Here is an 18537-nt window from a genome sequence, read left to right on the forward strand (position 1 = left end):
GCTACTCCGCCGTTTTTAAATGCAATTTTCGGTTGAGGAATTCGCTGACCGCCAACGCCGACAAAGCCAGTGCCAGCGATAACAGTACCAAGCGCGAGGCTTGCTCATCGCCCCCCGGCATTTGTGTGGCGGTGTAAATCGCCAACGGCAAGGTGCGGGTTTCACCTTCGATATTGCCGACGAAGGTAATGGTCGCGCCAAATTCGCCCAAGCTGCGGCTAAAGCCTAGTAATGAACCCACCAAAATGCCAGGGGCGGCGAGCGGTAAGGTTATGGATAAAAACACCCAGAGCGGACTGGCGCCTAAGGTGCGGGCGGCGTTTTCCAGTCGCAGGTCAATGGCGGCAACGGATAGGCGCACGGAACGGACAATCAGCGGAAAGGCCATCACCATGGAAGCCAGCACCGCGCCTTTCCAATTGAATGCCAAGCTGATGCCAAACTGTTCGTGCAGCCAATGGCCTATCCAGCCGTTGTTGCCGAACAGCAGTAGCAGCAAATAGCCCGGCACAATCGGTGGCAACACCAAAGGCAGGTGAATCAGGCCATCGACCAAGGCTTTGCCGGTAAACTGAAAACGGGCGAGCAACCAACCGGCAAAGATGGCGGGCGGGCAGCTGAGCAGGGTACTCCAAGCGGCTATTTTTAACGACAGCAGCAAGGCGGCAAGTTCGGTTTCTGACAAATCCAACATGGTATCCCTTAAGGTTGTAAGCGTTTAAATCCGTATTCGGCGAAGATTTTAGCCGCATCGGCTTGGTTTAAATATTCCAAAAAAGCTTTGGCTTCTTCTGATTGGCTGAGCATTGCCATCGGGTAGACAATCGGCGCATGGCTGTCTTCAGGGAACGTGCCGATCACATCAACTTTTTTGCTGATACGGGCATCGGTTTCATAAACAATGCCTGCCGCACATTCGCCGCGTTCAACAAAGGCGAGGGCGGCGCGGACGTCTTCCGTACCGACCACACGCGATTTTATGCCATCCCAAAGACCCAGTTTTTGTAGGGCTTCTTTGGCGTATTTACCGGCGGGTACGGTTTCGGTTTCGCCGGTGCAGAGTTTGCCTTCAAAAGCGTTTGCCAGCTGACCGCCTTTTACCAAGTTTGCCCTAAAGCTTTGGCCTTTGGGGGCAATCAGTACCAGTGTGTTGCCGAGAAATTCTTTGCGGGAAGTGCCGTCAACTTTACCTTTGTCGTACAAGTAATCCATCCATTTGCTATCGGCGGAAATGAAAATGTCGGCGGGCAGGCCGTTTTCAACTTGCTTGGCAAGGGCTGATGAAGCGGCAAAAGAGGTGGTGATTTTTACGCCGGTTTTGGCTTGGTAAGCTTTGCTGATGTCGCCAAGGGCGTTGGTCAGGCTAGCGGCGGCTACAATCATAAAATCGGCTTTGGCAAACGCAGAGAAAGAGATAAGCGATGCTATCAATAAATAGCGGATGGTGTTAAGTAACATAAAGCCTCCTGTAAAGGAAAAAATGACAAAATCGTTATTACCTTTAGTATACTGCGATTATGAGCCGCGCTTGTCAAGTGTATGGGGGCGGGCAGGTAATGTGCCTTTCTTGGCCTAAATCTTGTCTTAATCATCAAGCAAGGCTTGTACCAAATATATCGGTATTTATTTTTCTATATAAATTAGGGGTTGTAAGGCCAAAACAGCATGAAAAGCCTGTCATTTAACTGACAGGCTGTAGGAAAAATGACAGACATTTATCGTAAAACAAAAAAGGGGAATCTTATGAGCAGACCACTCGCAGTAATGACCAGCCTTGCCGCGGCAATGGCTTTTTCTGGCACCAGCCAAGCCATGAGCGTCGAGCAGCGTATGGCGCTAATGGAAAAACGCATGGCGCAATTGGAAGATAAGCTGGAAAAATCGGAATCCGAAAACCGGCAGCTGAAAAGCCAGTTGCCAAGCCATACTGCACCTGTCACGGCAGCTACCCCCACGTTGAAAAACATGGATGACAAAATAGCCGTGCTTGAAAAACGTTTGGACACCGAGAAAAAAACCGCCGATGAAGCCGCCAAAAAAGCACCGAAAATTGAGGTGTCCACTAAAGGCATGTCTTACAAATCGGCCGATGAAAATTACAAATTTAGCTTGCGTGGCTATGCACAAAGCGACGCCCGGTTTTATTTTGGCGACAACGACCAAAACTTCAACGACAATTTTAACATCCGCCGCGTGCGTATAAGCTTTGATGGCACGTTGTTTAAAAATGTCGATTTCCGCATCGCTCCTGACTTTGCCGGTAGCCAAGCGCGGTTGTTCGATGCTTTTATCGACGCGCATTATTTTTCGGCGGCGAGCCTGATGGTGGGTAAGTTCCGTCAACCGGTCAGTTTAGAGCGCATGCAAAGTGCGCCCAATTTAACCTTTATTGAGCGCTCTTTTCCTGCCCAACTCGCTCCCAACCGCGACCTGGGTGTGATGCTGCATGGCGCGTTTGCTTATCCTGGCTATAAGGTGCAGTACACGCCGCAACCGGTTTTTAAAGAGTTTTTCAGTTATGAGTTGGGTGTGTTCAATGGCATACGTGATAACCAGGCCGCCCAAAATGCTGACGGCGAGGGTGATAACAATAAAGAAATTGCCGGACGCTTGTTCGCGCATCCGTTCATGCACAGCGGTTCGGTTTTGGAAGGCTTAGGGATTGGGGTTTCTGGAACTTGGGGCCAGCCCAACGGCAATACGGCATTGCCTAGTTTGACCAGTAATGGGCAACAAACCATTGTCTCGTACAATCCCACGACGAGAGCCATCGGCGAAAGCTACCGCATTTACCCGCAAATGTATTGGTATTGGAAATCCTTCGGCATGATGGGCGAATATCTGCTGTCTACCCAAACACTGCAAAATACGGCGGGCACTCTCCGAGGCCGCCAAGACAACGAAGCGTGGCATATCAATTTTTCGTATATGCTCACCGGCGAAAACAATTCATTTTTTGGCATCAAGCCCGAACACGTGTTTGATCCCAAAACCGGTCATTGGGGCGCATGGCAGATTGCCACCCGTTATTCGGAATTGGATATTGACCCGATCACTTCACAATTTGGCACTTCCGTTACCCGCGCCCAAGCTTGGGCGATTGGCCTTAATTGGATTCTCAACGAAAACTTCAAAATCATGAACAATTTTGAACAGACCTATTATGTCGGCGGCGGCTTTGCCGGGCTTGCCAACCGCCCGACCGAGAACGTCTTCTTGTCGCGTTTCCAGATTGCCTTTTAAAGTAAAACAGTTGTTGGCATAAAAAAAGCCTTTCAGGCGTGATGTCTGAAAGGCTTTTTTGCATTGGCTTCGGTCACTAAAAAATGGCGGGTGTTTTTAGGTCTTCGGGTAAGGCTTTTTGTGGTTTTTAGAACATGAACAACATCACAAAAAAGCCCAGTGTCATCGCGCCAAACACGATATACGTTACAAGTTTGCTGTCTGGAAACTCTATATTCATCGCTCGTCCTCTCTAGTTTTAATGGTATGGGTGACGGGAAAATTTCAATACGCTATTTAAACCAATAGCGCTATCAATGTACCTGCGATTGGCGGATGGTCAAGCCAGAGGTTTTTCGGGAGGGAGCAAACCCGCTTCACCCACGCAAGCCTAGCCATTTTTATGGGCTAAGCAGGTCAGTTAAAGGGCGGAATTTGGTACGAGATGTGTTGGGTTTAGTGGTTGTAGCGCGCCAGCACTTGGCGGACATAGTTTTGCGTTTCGGAATAAGGCGGGATCGTGTAATTGTATTTCAGCACCGCGTTTTCACCGGCGTTGTAAGCGGCGATGGCGAGGTCGATATTCGGGCTGAACATGTCCAGCAGATCACGCAAATAATGCGCGCCGCCGTGGATATTTTGTACCGGGTCTTTGCGGTCTGCCACGCCATAACGTTCGGCGGTGCCGGGCATCAGCTGCATCAACCCCACTGCACCAGCGGGCGAGACCGCACCGGCGTTATAGGCCGATTCCGTTTGGATGACAGCATGCAAGAGCTTTTCGTCCAATTGGTAACGCGCGGCAGCATCGGCGATGAGGTCGTTGAATTTGGATTTGCCGGCGGTGTAGTCAAAGTTGTAGGAGGGGAATACCGGTGTACCGCTAAATTTATGGAAAGTGGAGGCCGTTTTGGTTTCCTCTTTATCGTAATGGACTTCAACTTTGGTTTTGCTGATAAGGCGGTAATTGCCTTTTGGTTCGTCGGTGTAATGGTAGCCACCGTCTGGGTCTAAGTATTTGTACAGATAGGCAATTTTTTTGACGGCTCCAGCTTTGGGGCTGGCACTGTTGGTCATGCTCTTGTTAAAACTACCAAAAGGCTTGTTACCGTAATAAGTTTGACCGCTGATGTTGGTCTTGTAGATTTGCGCTAAAGTCACTTGCGAAAAGCAAGATAAGCTGGCAGCAATTAGGGTAAAAGCAATTTTTAACATGATGTTACCTATTTTGCGGGTTGAATCTCAATATGACTGGCTGCCTCGATAGCGTTTGCAATGGCGGTTTCAACCGTATCGGCGGTTGCCAAGGCAACGCCCATGCGGCGGTGCACAAACGCTTCGGGTTTGCCAAACAGGCGGATTTCGCTGTCGGGTACGCAAAGGGCTTGGGCGAGGCCATGATAGCTGACGGCTTGGGCATTCACGCCACCTAAAATAACCGAACTGGCACCCTTTTGTTGCAAACGGGTATCGACCGGCAAGCCTAAAATGGCGCGGGCATGCAGTTCAAATTCACTTTGTTTTTGTGTTGCCATGGTTACCATGCCGGTGTCATGCGGTCTAGGGCTGACTTCGCTAAACCAAACTTCATCACCATTAACGAACAGCTCTACCCCAAACAAACCCAGCCCGCCCATTTCTGAGGTGATTTTTTCGGCAATGTCTTGGGCGCGGCTTAAGGCGTTGGCGGTCATGGCTTGCGGTTGCCAGCTTTGTCGGTAATCGCCATTTTCTTGTACATGACCGATGGGTTCGCAAAAATGCGTGGCAACTTCGCCATTGCTATCGAGGGCGCGCACGGTCAGTAAGGTGATTTCAAAGTCAAAGTCAATTTTAGCTTCGACGATGACTTTGCCGGTGTCCACGCGTCCGCTGGCTTTGGCATAATCCCACGCAGCTTGCAGCGCATCCGGCGTTTTTACCATCGACTGGCCTTTGCCCGATGAAGACATGGTGGGTTTGATAAAGCAAGGATAGCCGATGCCGTTATCGACGGCGGCTTGCAATTGTTCAAACGATTCGGCAAACGCGTATTGGGATGTCGGGATGCCGAGTTGTTCAGCCGCCAAGGTGCGGATGCCCTCGCGGTTCATGGTCAATTGGATGGCGCGGGCATTGGGTACAACCGTACACAAGCCTTGCGCTTCGATTTCGATGAGTGCTGCGGTGGCAATGGCTTCAATTTCGGGGATGATGAAATCGGGTTGTTCCGCCAAGATGAGTTGTTTGACGGCGGCGGCATCGGTCATGTCAATGACGTGGCTGCGCTGGGCGACGTGTTGCGCGGGGGCGTGGTCATAGCGGTCAACGGCGATCACTTCAACGCCATAGCGTTGCAGGCAAATGGCCAGTTCTTTGCCTAGTTCGCCGCTGCCGAGCAGCAGGGCTTTGGTGGCGTTGCCGGAGTATGCCGTGCCGATAGTCATTATTTACCTGTCAGATAGTTTTCGATGTCTTCTTTGGAGAAGCCGATTTTTTTGGCAACACGGTCGGCGTGGCTGACGCGGGAAATGCCGGGGATGAGTTTGTAAGTGGGAGCATCGTAAGCGAATTCCACCTGTTTGGCGATACCCATGCGTTTTTTGACAAAGCGGTCAACCAGTTTGTGGTTGTGGGTAATCAGCAAAGTGCTGTTGCCTTTGCGGTAGAAGCCTTCCAGGATATTGGTGGAGGATTCCATTTTTTCTTCAAAGGTGGTGCCTTCAGACATCTCGTCCAGTACCACCAAGCTTTTTGCCGTGCTGGCAAGGAAGATGTCTTTGGTACGTTTTAATTCTGCGCCAAAACGGCCTTCGCCATCATCAAGACGGCTGAGTTCGGGGGCTTGATAAAAGACGTGATCCGCTACTGATAACGTAGCGGCTTGTGCAGGCACAAAACAGCCGGTTTGCGCCAGCAGTTGGATTTGCGTCACGGTTTTGCAGAAGGCGGTTTTGCCGCCGCTGTTGGGGCCGGTGACCAGCACCAGTTTTTCATCTTCCATCACAAAATCATTGCCGACATAGGCGGGATTTTGTTTGCCCAATACCGGATTGACGGCATCGCTGAGGTTGATGCGGTGGTGGTCGGCATCAATCAATGTCGGCAAAACGGTGGGGTGTGCGGTGTTTTCTGCATAACGGATAAATGATAAAAGCTCATCCATTTGCCCCAAAGCTTCCAAGGCGGCTCCGACTTCTGGCGACTGCCGGTATTCATCGCGCAAAGGGGTGATGCATTTGTCGCGGTCAAAACCACCTACAATCGGAATGTAAAGCAACAGCAACGGGCTTAAAAAAATGGCTTCGTCAGGAATGCCGCTAAACAAGTCAGGCGGCGCAAAATGCTTGACCGACCAATAGGCCGCAGCCGCCAAGCCGAAAATCAGGGGTTTTATCAGGCGCGGAACAAACAGCACGGCGGGGCTGAGCGAGCCTTGACGTTCTTTTTTGCTTTGGATGCCGTATTCGGTAATGTACGCTGGGCCTTGCATTAAAGAATAAGCGCGGGTGTCGGCAAAGTTTTTGATGGCATCGAACAAACTGCACAGATAAGGGCTGCTGGGTGTTGCAGTGGATTGGATGCTATCGACCAAATCGGTCATCAGGCGCACACCGCGTTTGTACTGGCTGTAGCCGTAGCCTTCGATCATGGGGTGGTCGTTGGTGGCGGTGCTGAGCGAGTTGCCAAATTTGCCATATAACAACAGGTAGAAATATTTCTCTTGTTCGGCAGCGTTTTGCAGGATTTGTGTCAGCGTTGCCATCAGTTCAGGGTTGCTTTGTAATTCCCGAACCGCGTCCTGCTTGGCGCGGATTGCTGCAGTGTCATAACAAGGCTGGCTTAACGAGCGGAACAAAACCGCTTGACCAATCGTGGTAGTGGTGTGGTTGACGGCATCGAACAGTTTGTCGACTTCAATGGTATTGAACGCACCGGCATCAATGACACCTTCGCCGGTTGGCAAGGGTTGGCAGGCTTTGGCGGTGGGCCAGTGGTTTTCCCAGATTTGTAAGAGTAGTTGTTTCATGGGCTTGCTGTGGTTGGTTGCACCAAAAACGACAGTCGAGTGGCCTTAACTATAGTCGCTTACCGGTATTGTTCAAGTAAATGCGCCATCACCTTCACATGGGCATCGGTATCATTCAGGCAGGGCAGGTAGCGGTAATCGGTGCCACCTGCTTCCATAAATATGGCTTTGTTTTCTTGGGCAATTTCTTCCAAAGTTTCCAAACAATCGACGGCAAAACCTGGGCAGACCAAATCGACCGATTTGACGCCTTGACCGGGCAAGGCTGCCAAGGTGTCGGCACAATAAGGCTTTAGCCATTCAGCTTTGCCAAAACGCGACTGGAAGACAATCATCCATTGTTGTTCGTTAAGGCCCAACTGCTCTGCCAGCAGCTTGGCGGTACGGTGGCATTGGTGGAAATACGGGTCGCCCCATTTTGTCAGCTGTTCGGGCAAGCCATGGAACGACATCACCAGCAATTCGTTTTTGCCTTGCTCGCGCCACGCTTGTTCAATGGAATCGGCAATGGCGGCAATGTAAAGCGAGTTGTCGTGATAATCGCTGATGAAATGGAAACTGGGCAAATGCCGCCATTGGTTAAGTTCTTTAACCAAATCATCGTAAATCGACGCGGTGGTCGTAGATGAGTATTGCGGATACAAGGGCAGCACGACAACGTTGGTCACGCCTTGTTCTTTAAACTGCTTTAGGCGCGTGGCAATCGACGGTTCGCCATAACGCATGGCGTAATCGACCACGACACTGTCGCTGTTAAGTGCTGCTGCGACATTTTCAGACAGCTGGCGCGTCAAGAAGGTAAGCGGAGATCCTTTTTCCGCATCCCATACTTGCTGGTAAGCATGTGCCGATTTGGCGGGGCGGAACGGCAGCACCGCGCCATGCAAAATCAGCCACCAAATAGGGCGGGGAATATTGACCACGCGCGGATCCCAAAGGAAGTCTTTCAGGAACTGACGGACGGCGGCAGTCGTAGGGGCGGAAGGCGAGCCGAGGTTCGCCAACAGGATTCCAGTTTTTTGGCTCATTAGTGTTGTCTGTTGATGAGATTTAAGAATTCTGAGCGCGTACTGATATGGTTGCGGAAAATGCCGGTCATCACGGAGGTGGTCATCACCGAATTTTGTTTTTCCACACCGCGCATCATCATGCACATGTGTTTGGCTTCAATGACCACCGCCACACCGCGCGCGCCGATGGAGACTTCAATGGCATCAGCAATTTGTTTGGTGAGCTTTTCTTGGATTTGCAGGCGGCGCGCGTACATATCGACAATGCGCGCCACTTTAGACAAACCCAACACTTTGCCTTGTGGCAAATAACCCACGTGGCATTTGCCAATAAACGGCAATAAATGGTGTTCGCATAAAGAGAACAGTTCGATGTCCTTAACAATCACCATGTCTTCGGTTTCGGCGCTAAAAATCGCCCCGTTCAGCACTTCTTCCAGATTTTTTTCGTAGCCATTGTTCAGGAATTTGAAGGCTTTGGCTGCGCGTTTAGGGGTGTCGATCAAGCCTTCGCGGGTGAGGTCTTCACCGACGGCTTCGATAATCTTAGCGAATTGTTCTTCCACGTTTTTGGGTTCTCTTTGATGAAAAATAGCGGGTGAGTATACATCATTGAAGGGTGAACTTTAATGCTTCCAAAATGACATTTTCGTCTGCACCGGCTTTGCCGACGTTTTCACTTAAATGTCTGCGCCAACCGCGTGCGCCCACTTCGCCGTGATACAGACCCAAAATATGGCGGGTCACACTGTTTAGCCGTGCCTGGGTGGTCAGCTGTTCGCGGACATAAGGCAACAGCTGTTCCATTATTTGGGCGCGGCTTGGCGCGGTTTTGTCGATGCTGAAAATACGCCGGTCGACCTCTGCCAGCAGGTAAGGGTTTTGGTAGGCTTCGCGCCCGACCATCACGCCGTCAACATGTTGCAGCACGGTTTCGGCTTGCTCCAGCGAAGTCACACCGCCGTTTAATATAATTTCCAAGTGTGGAAAGTCAATTTTTAACTGGTAAACCACGTCATAACGCAACGGTGGCACTTCACGGTTCTGTTTGGGCGACAGGCCGCTCAGCCAAGCTTTGCGAGCATGGACGATAAACGTCTTGCAACCGGCATTGGCAACCGTGCCGATAAAATGCACTAATTCTTCGTAAGAATCTTTATCGTCGATGCCGATGCGTGATTTGACGGTGACCGGCAGCTTCACGGCGTTGTTCATCGCGGCAACGCAATCGGCAACCAATTCCGGTTCCGCCATCAGGCATGCGCCAAAACGACCATTTTGTACGCGGTCGCTGGGACAACCAACATTTAAATTCACTTCATCATAACCGTAGTCTTCCGCCATTTTCGCGCACAAACCCAATTCACGCGGATTGCTGCCGCCCAATTGCAAAGCCAGTGGGTGTTCTTCGGCGTTGTAATGCAAAAAACGGTGATGGTCGCCGTGGATAAGCGCGCCGGTGGTGACCATTTCGGTATACAGCCAAGCATTTTGAGAGAGCAGACGGTGAAAATAACGGCAGTGGCGGTCGGTCCAGTCCATCATCGGCGCGACGGAGAATTTTCTGGGAGGGGTGTTAGGGTTCATTATGGTTTACAGCAGATTTAAAGTACGTTTAAAAAAGGTGGTCGTGGTAAAAAATTAATGGATGACACGGAAGTGGAGTCAAAAAACAGGTTTTTTTCTGTCCTCTTTGAAAAACAACATCACGTTGATGTTTACCTCCACCAAAAAGGCTTTGGAACACAAGGTGGCCCATCAATAGTTGATAGGGCTATTATGGCAATTATCAGGGCGATAACAAAGCCGAGCGCCTTGGTAAGGATTACCGTCAACAATAATGGCTGCAAATGTAGCTTTTTAAAAATGGACTATAGTTGTGCCTCCAATAACAGGCTGTATTTGGTCTGAGTCAATCACGGAGAGTAACACGATGTTTGTATCGAAACCCAAAGCCATAGCGTGGCTGCCTTTTTGTTTGTTAATGGCGGCACCCGTCCAAGCAACCCTTAATGATGCCGTAAGCACTGGCGACCCCAGCCTATTGCCGGCTTTGGAAAGCGAAATTGTCGATGCCGCCTTATCGCAAATAAAAACCTACCAAACCAACCAAAATAAATTGCTGGATGGCATTTATGGCAGCGGTGCGATCAGTTATGTACCCGGCAACCGCACCCAATTGCTGTTGATTCAAGAAAACGAAACCGTTTTTCCGTTGCTATCCGGCAATAAAGGCAAGGTACTGGCGGTGCGCGGTTCAGCTGGCGGTGGGCGTTTTGCGGCTTTGGGTAGCGAACCCACCGGTTATTTTTTGGCAGGGAAAAATCTGGCTTACGAAGAAAGCTTCAAACGCATTTTGGGTTGGTTGCTGACCGGAACAGCAGGCGATACCAGCCGTTTGGCGCAAGCGCAAAAAGTGGCGTTAACGTTTACAGGCGGTGCAAACACCGGCATCACCAAGTGGCTAGGCCAAAAAGCAGCGCCGTGGGCGACGAAAATCTGTAATGACCCTGCGACTATTTCGATCTGCTACCAAAACCAAGACTTACTCATCGTCAGCTGGGAAAGCAATGCTTCTACGGCGGATAACGCCAGCGTTTTGGCAGCCATCAAAGCCCATATGGCTTTGAAAAAACCGGTGCTGTATGTGCATACGTGGTACGAAGGCACTTCAAACTTTAGCGATATTGTCTCCGCATTTCTGGGTTTTAGCCTGCCTTACGGCGGCAATTACTGGGATAACGATGCTGCCAATTTTACCCAGCTGAGCGACATGCAAGCCGGACAAGATAGCTTTGCTGGCATCCAACGCTTATTAACGCATTTTAAAAACCAAGATTTCCATTTCGATTGGAGCATCTGCAACGATGACCGCTCCTGCAAAAATATGCCCGATTTGGTCAGCGAATTTTATAACGGCGCGGAAGCTGTCAAACAACAAGTGGCGGCGTGGGAACAAAAAAATCTCGACGTGTTCGCCAAAACCGGGCGCAAACTGGGCAAACTGCTGGTCTTGCTGGGCGACAAATACCGTGCGGGCATCAACTACCCCATGCACAAAGGCAGCACCGATGACACCACCTTCCTAAAAGCCCTTTATGCCGACCATGCCGCTTACATCACCCGCAAAATTAATCCCCGCCAAGCCGATTTAGGCAGTTTTAGCGGCAAAATCCCAGAAGTTTTGCCCACCATCAGCAAAACCCTCACGTTAACCACCCGCACCAGTGCAGCCAGCTCTTCCACGGGCTATTACGCGCTAGCGGGCCAGACCATTACCTTAACCCGCAAAGACAGCAATCCCGCAAAAGCCTATGCACACATCAACATGTTACGCAGTGGCGCGGCCCATGTTTTCGATACCTATGACCGCCCGCTGTTTTTGTGGAGCACGCGCATCCCGCTAGAAAAAGGCAAAGCCGTCAAGATCAACTCACCCTATGGCGGCATTATCTTTTTAAACGCCGATAGCGACAGCGCCGCGCAAAAAATTCAAGTTGCCGGTGCGGGGTTAGCCGTTTTCCCCAGTTTTACGGGCACCAATGCGGCGGAATTCACCAGCGAATTGGCAAGCACGCCGTTGAATTGGGCAGAGCTTAAATTTCCGGGCATAGAAATCCACTCGCGTTTGGATTTATTGCAAGAATCCATTGCCGACCCGCTGATTGGCGGCAATCTGTCCAGATTGCTGGATTTAACCCAGACCTACCTTTATAAAGATATTTACGGTTTGGCCGGATTTGTCGGCACAGGCCTGACGCAACCCGCCAAAGTCTTGGCATTTTGTACCAGCCACGGCTGGGATTGCACTAGCTCAACGCTGCACGGCATGAGCAACATCCAACACGTCAACGCCGACCGCGCCAACTGCGGCTACGGCTGTTCCGGCAATCCTTACGACCAATACTGGGCGTATACACCGTTAGGCTGGGGCGAATCGCACGAGATAGGCCACAACTTGCAACGCGGACGCCTAAAAATTTACGACGGCGCGTCCACCGAAGTCTCCAACAATATTTTTCCGGTACACAAATGGTGGCGGTTCAATAAAGAGGCGACCGAAACCACCAAATACGGGCGCGATTTAGGCTTCCTCGACACCTTTAACGCCTTGCAACAAGCCGCCTTAACGGCTGATCCGGTTGAAAGCGCACGCACCGCCATTTGGGTAAACGGCGGCGTTTTCCAACGCTTGGTGTTCTACTGGCAAATGGCAATGGGTAGCAGCAACTTAATCAGATTGGGCGATAGCGGCTGGGACTTGTTCCGCTTGATGTACATCCACGAACGCTTGTTCACCAACGCCATAGGCAACGACACTAATTGGGCCGCACAGCGAACCGCCCTGGGTTTTAGCCAATACCCAAGCCGCCCGACCGCCATCACCGGCAACGATTTTATGCTGGTGTCCATGTCCTACATCACCAACCGCGACCAACGCCCGTTCTTTGATATGTGGGGGGTAAAATACAGCACCGAAGCCAGCGCCCAAGTCGCCAGCTACGGATTGACGGCGGTGAAAAAGAATTTCTGGGTCGTTGCCGACGAAACCCTGGAATTCAAAGACCCCTTACCGACCCCCGTATTGGTTAACGGCACCAACCCTTGGCCCTTGTAGCCAACCGGATTCCCTTTCCCCCAGCTTTTTCATACCAACGGGCTGCACGCCAATTGACGATGTGCAGCCCCATCAAATCCAATCGGCTAAAACCTATACAGCTACAACAGCCAGGGGCTTTCTGCGGGTGAGTTTTTTAAGATGTTTCCAGAAACCGAAAGCTATTTCAAAGTAGCCGATAAAAAAACGCCTTAAGGCAACGCAGAAGAAAAAACATAGCGTTGCCATCACAAACCCATTGAATTTGGCGACCAATAGGTGTTGAGTTTTTAGCGGGCTGGCGGGATCCACGGCAAGTGGGGAAGGCTATGGGCGACGCGGCGCAGCTAATTGCCCTAGTAGTCCTGCGACAAAAAACACCAAGCCGCCGACCAATAAAAGGCCAAGAACCAACGCGCAAACAGGTATCAGCACGGCTGCTGGTGGGAACACTGAGGAAATGAAGGTCAGCGCAATACTGAACAGTGATAAGTTAATAGTAAATCTACGCATATGAATGATTTAGAGTTTAAGTAAAAGCTATCAACATCGGTGGATGCCGTCAAATCGTTTGGTGACCTGAAAAAATCAGTGACAAAAGACGTGGCGACGATGAAATGATAACGCTTGCTCATGGAAACATCCCCACGGGCGTGGGGAAGACCTTCCGTACGTTCGTCTTCGGTCATGTTTACGAGAAACACCTCCACGAGCGTGGGGAAGACACTGATTTGGCGGTTAATCATCCTTTTTATCAGGAAACACCCCCACGGGCGTGGGGAAGACTCACCGCGCAGGACAAATCCGGCTTTAACGCGGGAAACACCCCCACGGGCGTGGGGAAGACAAACGGTAAGTTGTGGCAACGCAGCATAAAGAAGAAACACCCCCACGGGCGTGGGGAAGACGGAATGGGGCGGATTATCTTACGGGTTATCTGAGAAACACCACCACGGGCGTGGGGAAGACAGGGTGTCGTCGAGCAATTGACAGCTGCGCAAGGAAACACCCCCACGGGCGTGGGGAAGACTGAGCGTCATCATAAGTGAGAGTAACAAAACAAGAAACACCCCCACGGGCGTGGGGAAGACTTAGCCGTAAGCCATCAAGCGATGGCGTGGTGAGAAACACCCCCACGGGCGTGGGGAAGACCAGGGATATTCTCCCACCAATGCACATCAACCAGAAACACCCCCACGGGCGTGGGGAAGACGAAAGATGACTAACGACCTAGCCACCCAAGCGAGAAACACCCCCACGGGCGTGGGGAAGACCAAAAAATATCCCCATCCTCAAATCTAGCAAAAGAAACACCCCCACGGGCGTGGGGAAGACAATCGAGTAGCCCATGAAGCCTTGGCCTTGGAAGAAACACCCCCACGGGCGTGGGGAAGACTTTTGGCGTAGGCATGACAGAGCAAGTAAATGAGAAACACCCCCACGGGCGTGGGGAAGACAAAGACGACGGCATTAAACGCCAATCCAGCTTGGAAACACCCCCACGGGCGTGGGGAAGACTGAGTTGGCAGGCTGCCATCAAAATCCTTTAAAGAAACACCCCCACGGGCGTGGGGAAGACAATTCGGAGGCTGATCCGAAAATGCAGAGGCAAGAAACACCCCCACGGGCGTGGGGAAGACGCCATCCCGTAAGGGTCGTCCGCAACGGCTATAGAAACACCCCCACGGGCGTGGGGAAGACCCTCATCAAGCGCGGCATTAAATCGCCCAACTGGAAACACCCCCACGGGCGTGGGGAAGACATGGTTAAAACAGAGCTTGTCGCTTCGGTTAGAGAAACACCCCCACGGGCGTGGGGAAGACAAATCGGAAAAACAAAAAAAGGTTTTAATTACAGAAACACCCCCACGGGCGTGGGGAAGACCGCGCCACTGGCGATAGCATGTCCGATCCAACCAGAAACACCCCCACGGGCGTGGGGAAGACTTTGGAGTAGCATCCAAGTGTGTCGGTACTGAGGAAACACCCCCACGGGCGTGGGGAAGACTGCTCTGTGAAACCCTTCGAAAAACCGTGGCGAGAAACACCCCCACGGGCGTGGGGAAGACTTGTCACTAATCTTCGCGCCGAGCTTCCTAACAGAAACACCCCCACGGGCGTGGGGAAGACAGGTTGCCCAAAGGTGTAGAGCCGCCAGTAATAGAAACACCCCCACGGGCGTGGGGAAGACACCAACATTTTGTGGTGAAAGTTTATTTAATCACAAGATATGCTGTGATGGACAGGGGCGCTTAACAATCGCGGATCAAAATGGCGGTTTTTCATGGGCGGGGGTGGGGGCTTCCGTTTGGGTTTCCGGTGGGGCGGTTTCGGCTTTGCCGGCAAAGTATATATCATCTTTTTCCAGCACCAGTTGCAGCCCCGATATTTCTATCATGCTGCGCCGCGTGTCGCCAATCCCCTGAATTTCATAGCCTGGCGTTTGGTTGGTGCGCCGAAAAATCATCACGCCGCTGTCGGGCGGGCAATGTTGGTAAAGGTATTCGACCACTTTTTTGGCAACGGCATCTTTCACGCCCGATACAAAGATATTGGGGCGCGGTTCAACAAACCACAGTTTCATCCTGCCCCTTACTGCTGGCGGCAAATCATTCGCTATCACGACTAGCATGGCTTTTTACTCCTAAGATGTCTTCAATGTCTTTGGCGATGAGGGTTAACAAGTCCATGTCAATGACTCTGCCTTTAAAGGCATTGGCCACTTTGTACTTGTTGTAGCGTCCGCCCATTTCCAAGGTTAAGGCAAACGCCAAGTCGATACATAAGGTTTCTTTGTACAAGTCCGCTAAGTCGTAAATGAACGGCAGCGGGCTGCCTGAGTGAATGAAGCCTATGTGGGGCGAATAGCCCAGCGCGTGGACTGCCGAGGTTAATATGCCGTACAAGGCGGCATTGGTGGAGGTGAGTATCTGGTTGGTGATGTCGCCCATTTCAAATTTGCCCGGCTGGTAGCTGCGGCCTTTCCAGCCCACTTTGTAGTGCTGGGCTTTTTGTTCGTACAGCTCGCGGACACGGTAGCCTTCCATGCCCATCATTTCTTTCAGGGTTTTGCCTGCCAATTCGGCTTTGGGGAAGCGTTTGGCATACATGCGCCGCGCCACTTCCAGTGCTTTTTTGTCATCACAGGCGATTTGCATTTGCTTTTTCAGGTTGCGGGTGTTGCTGGTGGGCGATATGCCGGCGGCGTAAAACAAGAGGCTGTCTTCGCCTACCCAGCACACGCTGCAATTCGCCGCGCCCATGACTTTGACCGCTTCGTGGGTGACGCTGGTGCCTGGCCCTAGCAGCAGGCAGTTGATGGTGGCTATGGGTAGGCGTACCACATTGCGTTCGCTGTCTATCCATTTCACCGAGCTGTCGTCAATTTCCAAGCGTCCGCGTTCTAGGTAAATAAAAGGGTATTTGTCTTTTATTTGCGGCAGGGTGTCGCGGGTGACTTTGACGATAAGCCTTGTGGTGTTGCTATTTTCTTCTGCCATGACCTTTCCAATTGTTGTTGTCTGAAAACACGCCCACGGGCGGCGAAAAACCAGTTTGTTAAAGAGTGTTTGCCCTAAAGAAGCGGTGAATAAGTCGCTTCCGTCCATGTCATTCGTCAAGCTCATGACAGGCTTCGACGAGGCTCAGCACGAACGGAGGCTTTTTGTTGCCGTGCGTGCTGAACTTGTCTGCGGACTTAACCCGCGCTTAGTTATGCCTTGACGACGGTTACGCGGCGGTCCCGATAAACTTTGCGTTCGCCAAATTGCAACGGCACGTCGGTTAAGGTCAGCACTTCGTCACCGTCCTGCTCGCCTTCCCGTACCTGAAAATCCAGCAGCAGGTTTTTTTCTTTGGCAATGCTGAGGGCGTGTGTTTCCGCTTCGGCTTCATCGTTAAACGTGCCGCGATAAATGACGTCGGTCGGCACGCAGGTTTTCCGCCCCAGACATAAATCCCACACCGGTTGTTGCAGGGCTTGGGCAAGCGCTTCCGCCTGGTCGTCCGGCACTTCCAAAACGACGGCAAAATAGGCATCTTGCAGGTAATAGCGGTAGGTCATTTTGGTACCGCCACCGACGGCTTTTTTGCCGTCGGCTGTTTTGGGGATGAGCAGGGTTTGCCACGGGTCGCTGTCGTCATAGCCACTGCCGACCATGTGGAAATCGCGCAGCAAGGGTTCGCGGGCTGTTTTTTCCGGTTTGCCGTTTGGGTTGCGGTTTCTGGCAAATGACAAAACGGTCTGTTTTAGCGGGGCGAATTCTGCCAACAGCTCGGTTTGTTCGCCGCCCGCGCCCAAGGCACAACACACCAGTCCTAAAATACCGGATTTGGTCGGGAAATTGAGGGTGTCGCGCCGCCCGAATTTGGAATCATGCCCCCAGGCTTGCAGCGGGGCTTGTAGCCACAGCAGTAAATATCGGGTTGACATGTTTAAGCCTCGACGTGGCTTTTTAAGGCGGCTGCCAAATCGTCAATGCTGAAAGCCTCGTCTTCGCCAAAGGTGTATTCGGCGTGTTTGCCAAATAACGAGCCATAGAGTTTTTCTTTTTTTGCCAGATAGTCGCTTAAGGTTTCAATGCTGGGTTGCAAATAGCCGCCGTCTTTCGCTTTTACAGCGGTTTCAAACGGTACTTGCAGGCGTTGGCCTTTACGGACCATCACTTTGGCAAATTCCCACGCTGAACCGCCCGACATGGTGGTTTGCCGCGCGTTGGGTACGGCGATAAACAAGGCTTTGGTGAAGGCTTCGACGGCTTCGGGCAGGCTTTGCCCAGCTAGCGATTGGTAAAGCTGGCCTAGGTTTAGGCTGATGTAGCGGTAATAGGTGGCTGAGGAAAATTCAAGGCTGCCCATGTGCGCGGAACCCTGAATTGGTTCCTCATCCTCAGAAATTGGATCGGCTACGGCGGTAAAAAACTCAATTTCGCTGCTCACTTTGTGCGTGGAAATTGCGTGACCAAATGATGAAGCGGCTTCAATGTTCATGGTGGGTGCTTTGGCAACCATGCGACCAAATAAAGCAATATCAACGGCATTAATACTTTTCCGTTCTTTGTTGTCACCAATTAAGGCTTTACCCAGTAAGTCTTCTAATTCTTTTGCCTGTTTTTTGGTATCTTTCTGTTTGATAACAAGTTCAGGGTTAAACCCAGCTTCTGAAAAGGCTTGGGCAATGATCTCAACTTCTGTTGGACTGATAAAAATTAATGTTTCATTACCTTTATCCGCCGTCGCTTCCCCTACTTCGGCTTCTGATGTTTCATCGGTATTTTTGCCTTTTTTGGCTGTTTTTTCGTTTGCCTTGGCTTTTTTGTCGCCAACAAATATCTGGTCAATTTTTTGACCACATAATTCAGCTTGTTCATCGGTTGCGGTTAATTTTTTGCAGGCAATAGCGATTAGTTCAGCAACTGAACGGGTTCGAATACCATGAGAAACCCCCATTGCATTCATTGCCAAACGCACTTGCCGTTTCCAACATTGCGAGCTGACGCGGGCGCGGGTTGTGCCGCCGACCACGGCGGATTTGGGGCTGCCAACATCATCGCGGTTCAAGCAAGTGACGGGGAAAGATTGCAAAATGTGGAATTCAATAATTTTGCCTTTGAATGGGTTTGTCATAATTTATCCGTGAATTAAATTTAAAGTAAGAACACCCCCCACGGGCGTGGGGAAAAATTAAGCTTATGTAACGGT

The 18537-nt window shown here is 51.2% G+C and carries 14 protein-coding genes and 1 CRISPR repeat array; of the genes, 2 read left to right on the plus strand and 12 right to left on the minus strand.

Annotation, left to right across the window (positions count from 1 at the left end):
- Nucleotide 1: 1 nt before the first annotated feature.
- Nucleotides 2-694 (minus strand): molybdate ABC transporter permease subunit, encoded by a 693-nt coding sequence (gene modB, locus ACYQ1O_RS10035; protein WP_459991545.1) that lies wholly within the window; start codon nucleotides 692-694, stop codon nucleotides 2-4.
- An 8-nt stretch (nucleotides 695-702) separates the two neighbouring features.
- A complete protein-coding gene (gene modA, locus ACYQ1O_RS10040; RefSeq protein ID WP_459991546.1) occupies nucleotides 703-1458 on the minus strand; it encodes a molybdate ABC transporter substrate-binding protein in 756 nt (251 codons plus the stop codon).
- Nucleotides 1459-1743: 285 nt separating this feature from the next.
- Here modA and ACYQ1O_RS10045 point away from each other — a divergent pair, with 285 nt between their 5' ends.
- Nucleotides 1744-3243 (plus strand): OprO/OprP family phosphate-selective porin, encoded by a 1500-nt coding sequence (locus tag ACYQ1O_RS10045; RefSeq protein WP_459991547.1) that lies wholly within the window; start codon nucleotides 1744-1746, stop codon nucleotides 3241-3243.
- 435 nt (nucleotides 3244-3678) lie between these two features.
- Here the strand turns inward: ACYQ1O_RS10045 and ACYQ1O_RS10050 are convergent, their stop codons facing one another.
- The 6 genes from ACYQ1O_RS10050 to dusA form a co-directional block, all read right to left on the minus strand.
- Nucleotides 3679-4299: a lytic transglycosylase domain-containing protein gene (locus tag ACYQ1O_RS10050; RefSeq protein WP_459991851.1), complete on the minus strand. Its 621-nt coding sequence runs from the start codon at nucleotides 4297-4299 to the stop codon at nucleotides 3679-3681.
- Between the two features lie 146 nt (nucleotides 4300-4445).
- Nucleotides 4446-5648, minus strand: coding sequence for a formate-dependent phosphoribosylglycinamide formyltransferase (gene purT / locus ACYQ1O_RS10055; RefSeq protein WP_459991548.1), 1203 nt, complete (start codon nucleotides 5646-5648; stop codon nucleotides 4446-4448).
- Nucleotides 5648-7231: a MutS-related protein gene (locus ACYQ1O_RS10060; RefSeq protein WP_459991549.1), complete on the minus strand. Its 1584-nt coding sequence runs from the start codon at nucleotides 7229-7231 to the stop codon at nucleotides 5648-5650. Before ACYQ1O_RS10060 ends, purT begins: the two co-directional genes overlap by 1 nt.
- A 59-nt stretch (nucleotides 7232-7290) precedes the next feature.
- Nucleotides 7291-8259, minus strand: coding sequence for a ferrochelatase (gene hemH, locus ACYQ1O_RS10065; protein WP_459991550.1), 969 nt, complete (start codon nucleotides 8257-8259; stop codon nucleotides 7291-7293).
- Nucleotides 8259-8807: a GTP cyclohydrolase I FolE gene (gene folE / locus ACYQ1O_RS10070; RefSeq protein ID WP_459991552.1), complete on the minus strand. Its 549-nt coding sequence runs from the start codon at nucleotides 8805-8807 to the stop codon at nucleotides 8259-8261. Before folE ends, hemH begins: the two co-directional genes overlap by 1 nt.
- A gap of 43 nt (nucleotides 8808-8850) precedes the next feature.
- Entirely contained in the window at nucleotides 8851-9828 is a 978-nt protein-coding gene (dusA, locus tag ACYQ1O_RS10075; protein WP_459991553.1) for a tRNA dihydrouridine(20/20a) synthase DusA, read from the minus strand.
- A gap of 346 nt (nucleotides 9829-10174) precedes the next feature.
- On the opposite strand from dusA, the gene ACYQ1O_RS10080 reads away from it, so the two are divergent.
- On the plus strand, nucleotides 10175-12859 hold the full coding sequence (locus ACYQ1O_RS10080) for an ImpA family metalloprotease (protein ID WP_459991554.1): 2685 nt from the start codon (nucleotides 10175-10177) through the stop codon (nucleotides 12857-12859).
- Between the two features lie 614 nt (nucleotides 12860-13473).
- Nucleotides 13474-15028: a CRISPR direct-repeat array (repeat unit 29 nt; unit sequence AGAAACACCCCCACGGGCGTGGGGAAGAC).
- 75 nt (nucleotides 15029-15103) lie between these two features.
- Here ACYQ1O_RS10080 and cas2e read toward each other — a convergent pair.
- From cas2e to cas7e, 4 genes are all read right to left on the minus strand, one after another.
- Nucleotides 15104-15469: a type I-E CRISPR-associated endoribonuclease Cas2e gene (gene cas2e / locus ACYQ1O_RS10085; protein WP_459991555.1), complete on the minus strand. Its 366-nt coding sequence runs from the start codon at nucleotides 15467-15469 to the stop codon at nucleotides 15104-15106.
- Entirely contained in the window at nucleotides 15447-16337 is an 891-nt protein-coding gene (gene cas1e, locus ACYQ1O_RS10090) for a type I-E CRISPR-associated endonuclease Cas1e (protein ID WP_459991556.1), read from the minus strand. Before cas1e ends, cas2e begins: the two co-directional genes overlap by 23 nt.
- Before the next feature lie 212 nt (nucleotides 16338-16549).
- A complete protein-coding gene (gene cas5e / locus ACYQ1O_RS10095) occupies nucleotides 16550-17269 on the minus strand; it encodes a type I-E CRISPR-associated protein Cas5/CasD (RefSeq protein ID WP_459991557.1) in 720 nt (239 codons plus the stop codon).
- Nucleotides 17270-17271: 2 nt separating this feature from the next.
- Entirely contained in the window at nucleotides 17272-18462 is a 1191-nt protein-coding gene (gene cas7e, locus ACYQ1O_RS10100) for a type I-E CRISPR-associated protein Cas7/Cse4/CasC (RefSeq protein ID WP_459991558.1), read from the minus strand.
- Nucleotides 18463-18537 lie beyond the last annotated feature (75 nt).

The sequence above is a fragment of the Methylosoma difficile genome (assembly GCF_054657615.1).

Excerpts from the sequence above, each read along its gene's own strand:
- modA (WP_459991546.1), bottom strand. The coding sequence starts at position 1,458 with ATGTTACTTAACACCATCCGCTATTTATTGATAGCATCGCTTATCTCT.
- dusA (WP_459991553.1), bottom strand. The coding sequence starts at position 9,828 with ATGAACCCTAACACCCCTCCCAGAAAATTCTCCGTCGCGCCGATGATG.
- ACYQ1O_RS10045 (WP_459991547.1), top strand. The coding sequence starts at position 1,744 with ATGAGCAGACCACTCGCAGTAATGACCAGCCTTGCCGCGGCAATGGCT.
- ACYQ1O_RS10050 (WP_459991851.1), bottom strand. The coding sequence starts at position 4,299 with ATGACCAACAGTGCCAGCCCCAAAGCTGGAGCCGTCAAAAAAATTGCC.
- cas2e (WP_459991555.1), bottom strand. The coding sequence starts at position 15,469 with ATGCTAGTCGTGATAGCGAATGATTTGCCGCCAGCAGTAAGGGGCAGG.
- ACYQ1O_RS10060 (WP_459991549.1), bottom strand. The coding sequence starts at position 7,231 with ATGAAACAACTACTCTTACAAATCTGGGAAAACCACTGGCCCACCGCC.
- cas7e (WP_459991558.1), bottom strand. The coding sequence starts at position 18,462 with ATGACAAACCCATTCAAAGGCAAAATTATTGAATTCCACATTTTGCAA.
- purT (WP_459991548.1), bottom strand. The coding sequence starts at position 5,648 with ATGACTATCGGCACGGCATACTCCGGCAACGCCACCAAAGCCCTGCTG.
- cas5e (WP_459991557.1), bottom strand. The coding sequence starts at position 17,269 with ATGTCAACCCGATATTTACTGCTGTGGCTACAAGCCCCGCTGCAAGCC.
- modB (WP_459991545.1), bottom strand. The coding sequence starts at position 694 with ATGTTGGATTTGTCAGAAACCGAACTTGCCGCCTTGCTGCTGTCGTTA.
- ACYQ1O_RS10080 (WP_459991554.1), top strand. The coding sequence starts at position 10,175 with ATGTTTGTATCGAAACCCAAAGCCATAGCGTGGCTGCCTTTTTGTTTG.
- hemH (WP_459991550.1), bottom strand. The coding sequence starts at position 8,259 with ATGAGCCAAAAAACTGGAATCCTGTTGGCGAACCTCGGCTCGCCTTCC.
- cas1e (WP_459991556.1), bottom strand. The coding sequence starts at position 16,337 with ATGGCAGAAGAAAATAGCAACACCACAAGGCTTATCGTCAAAGTCACC.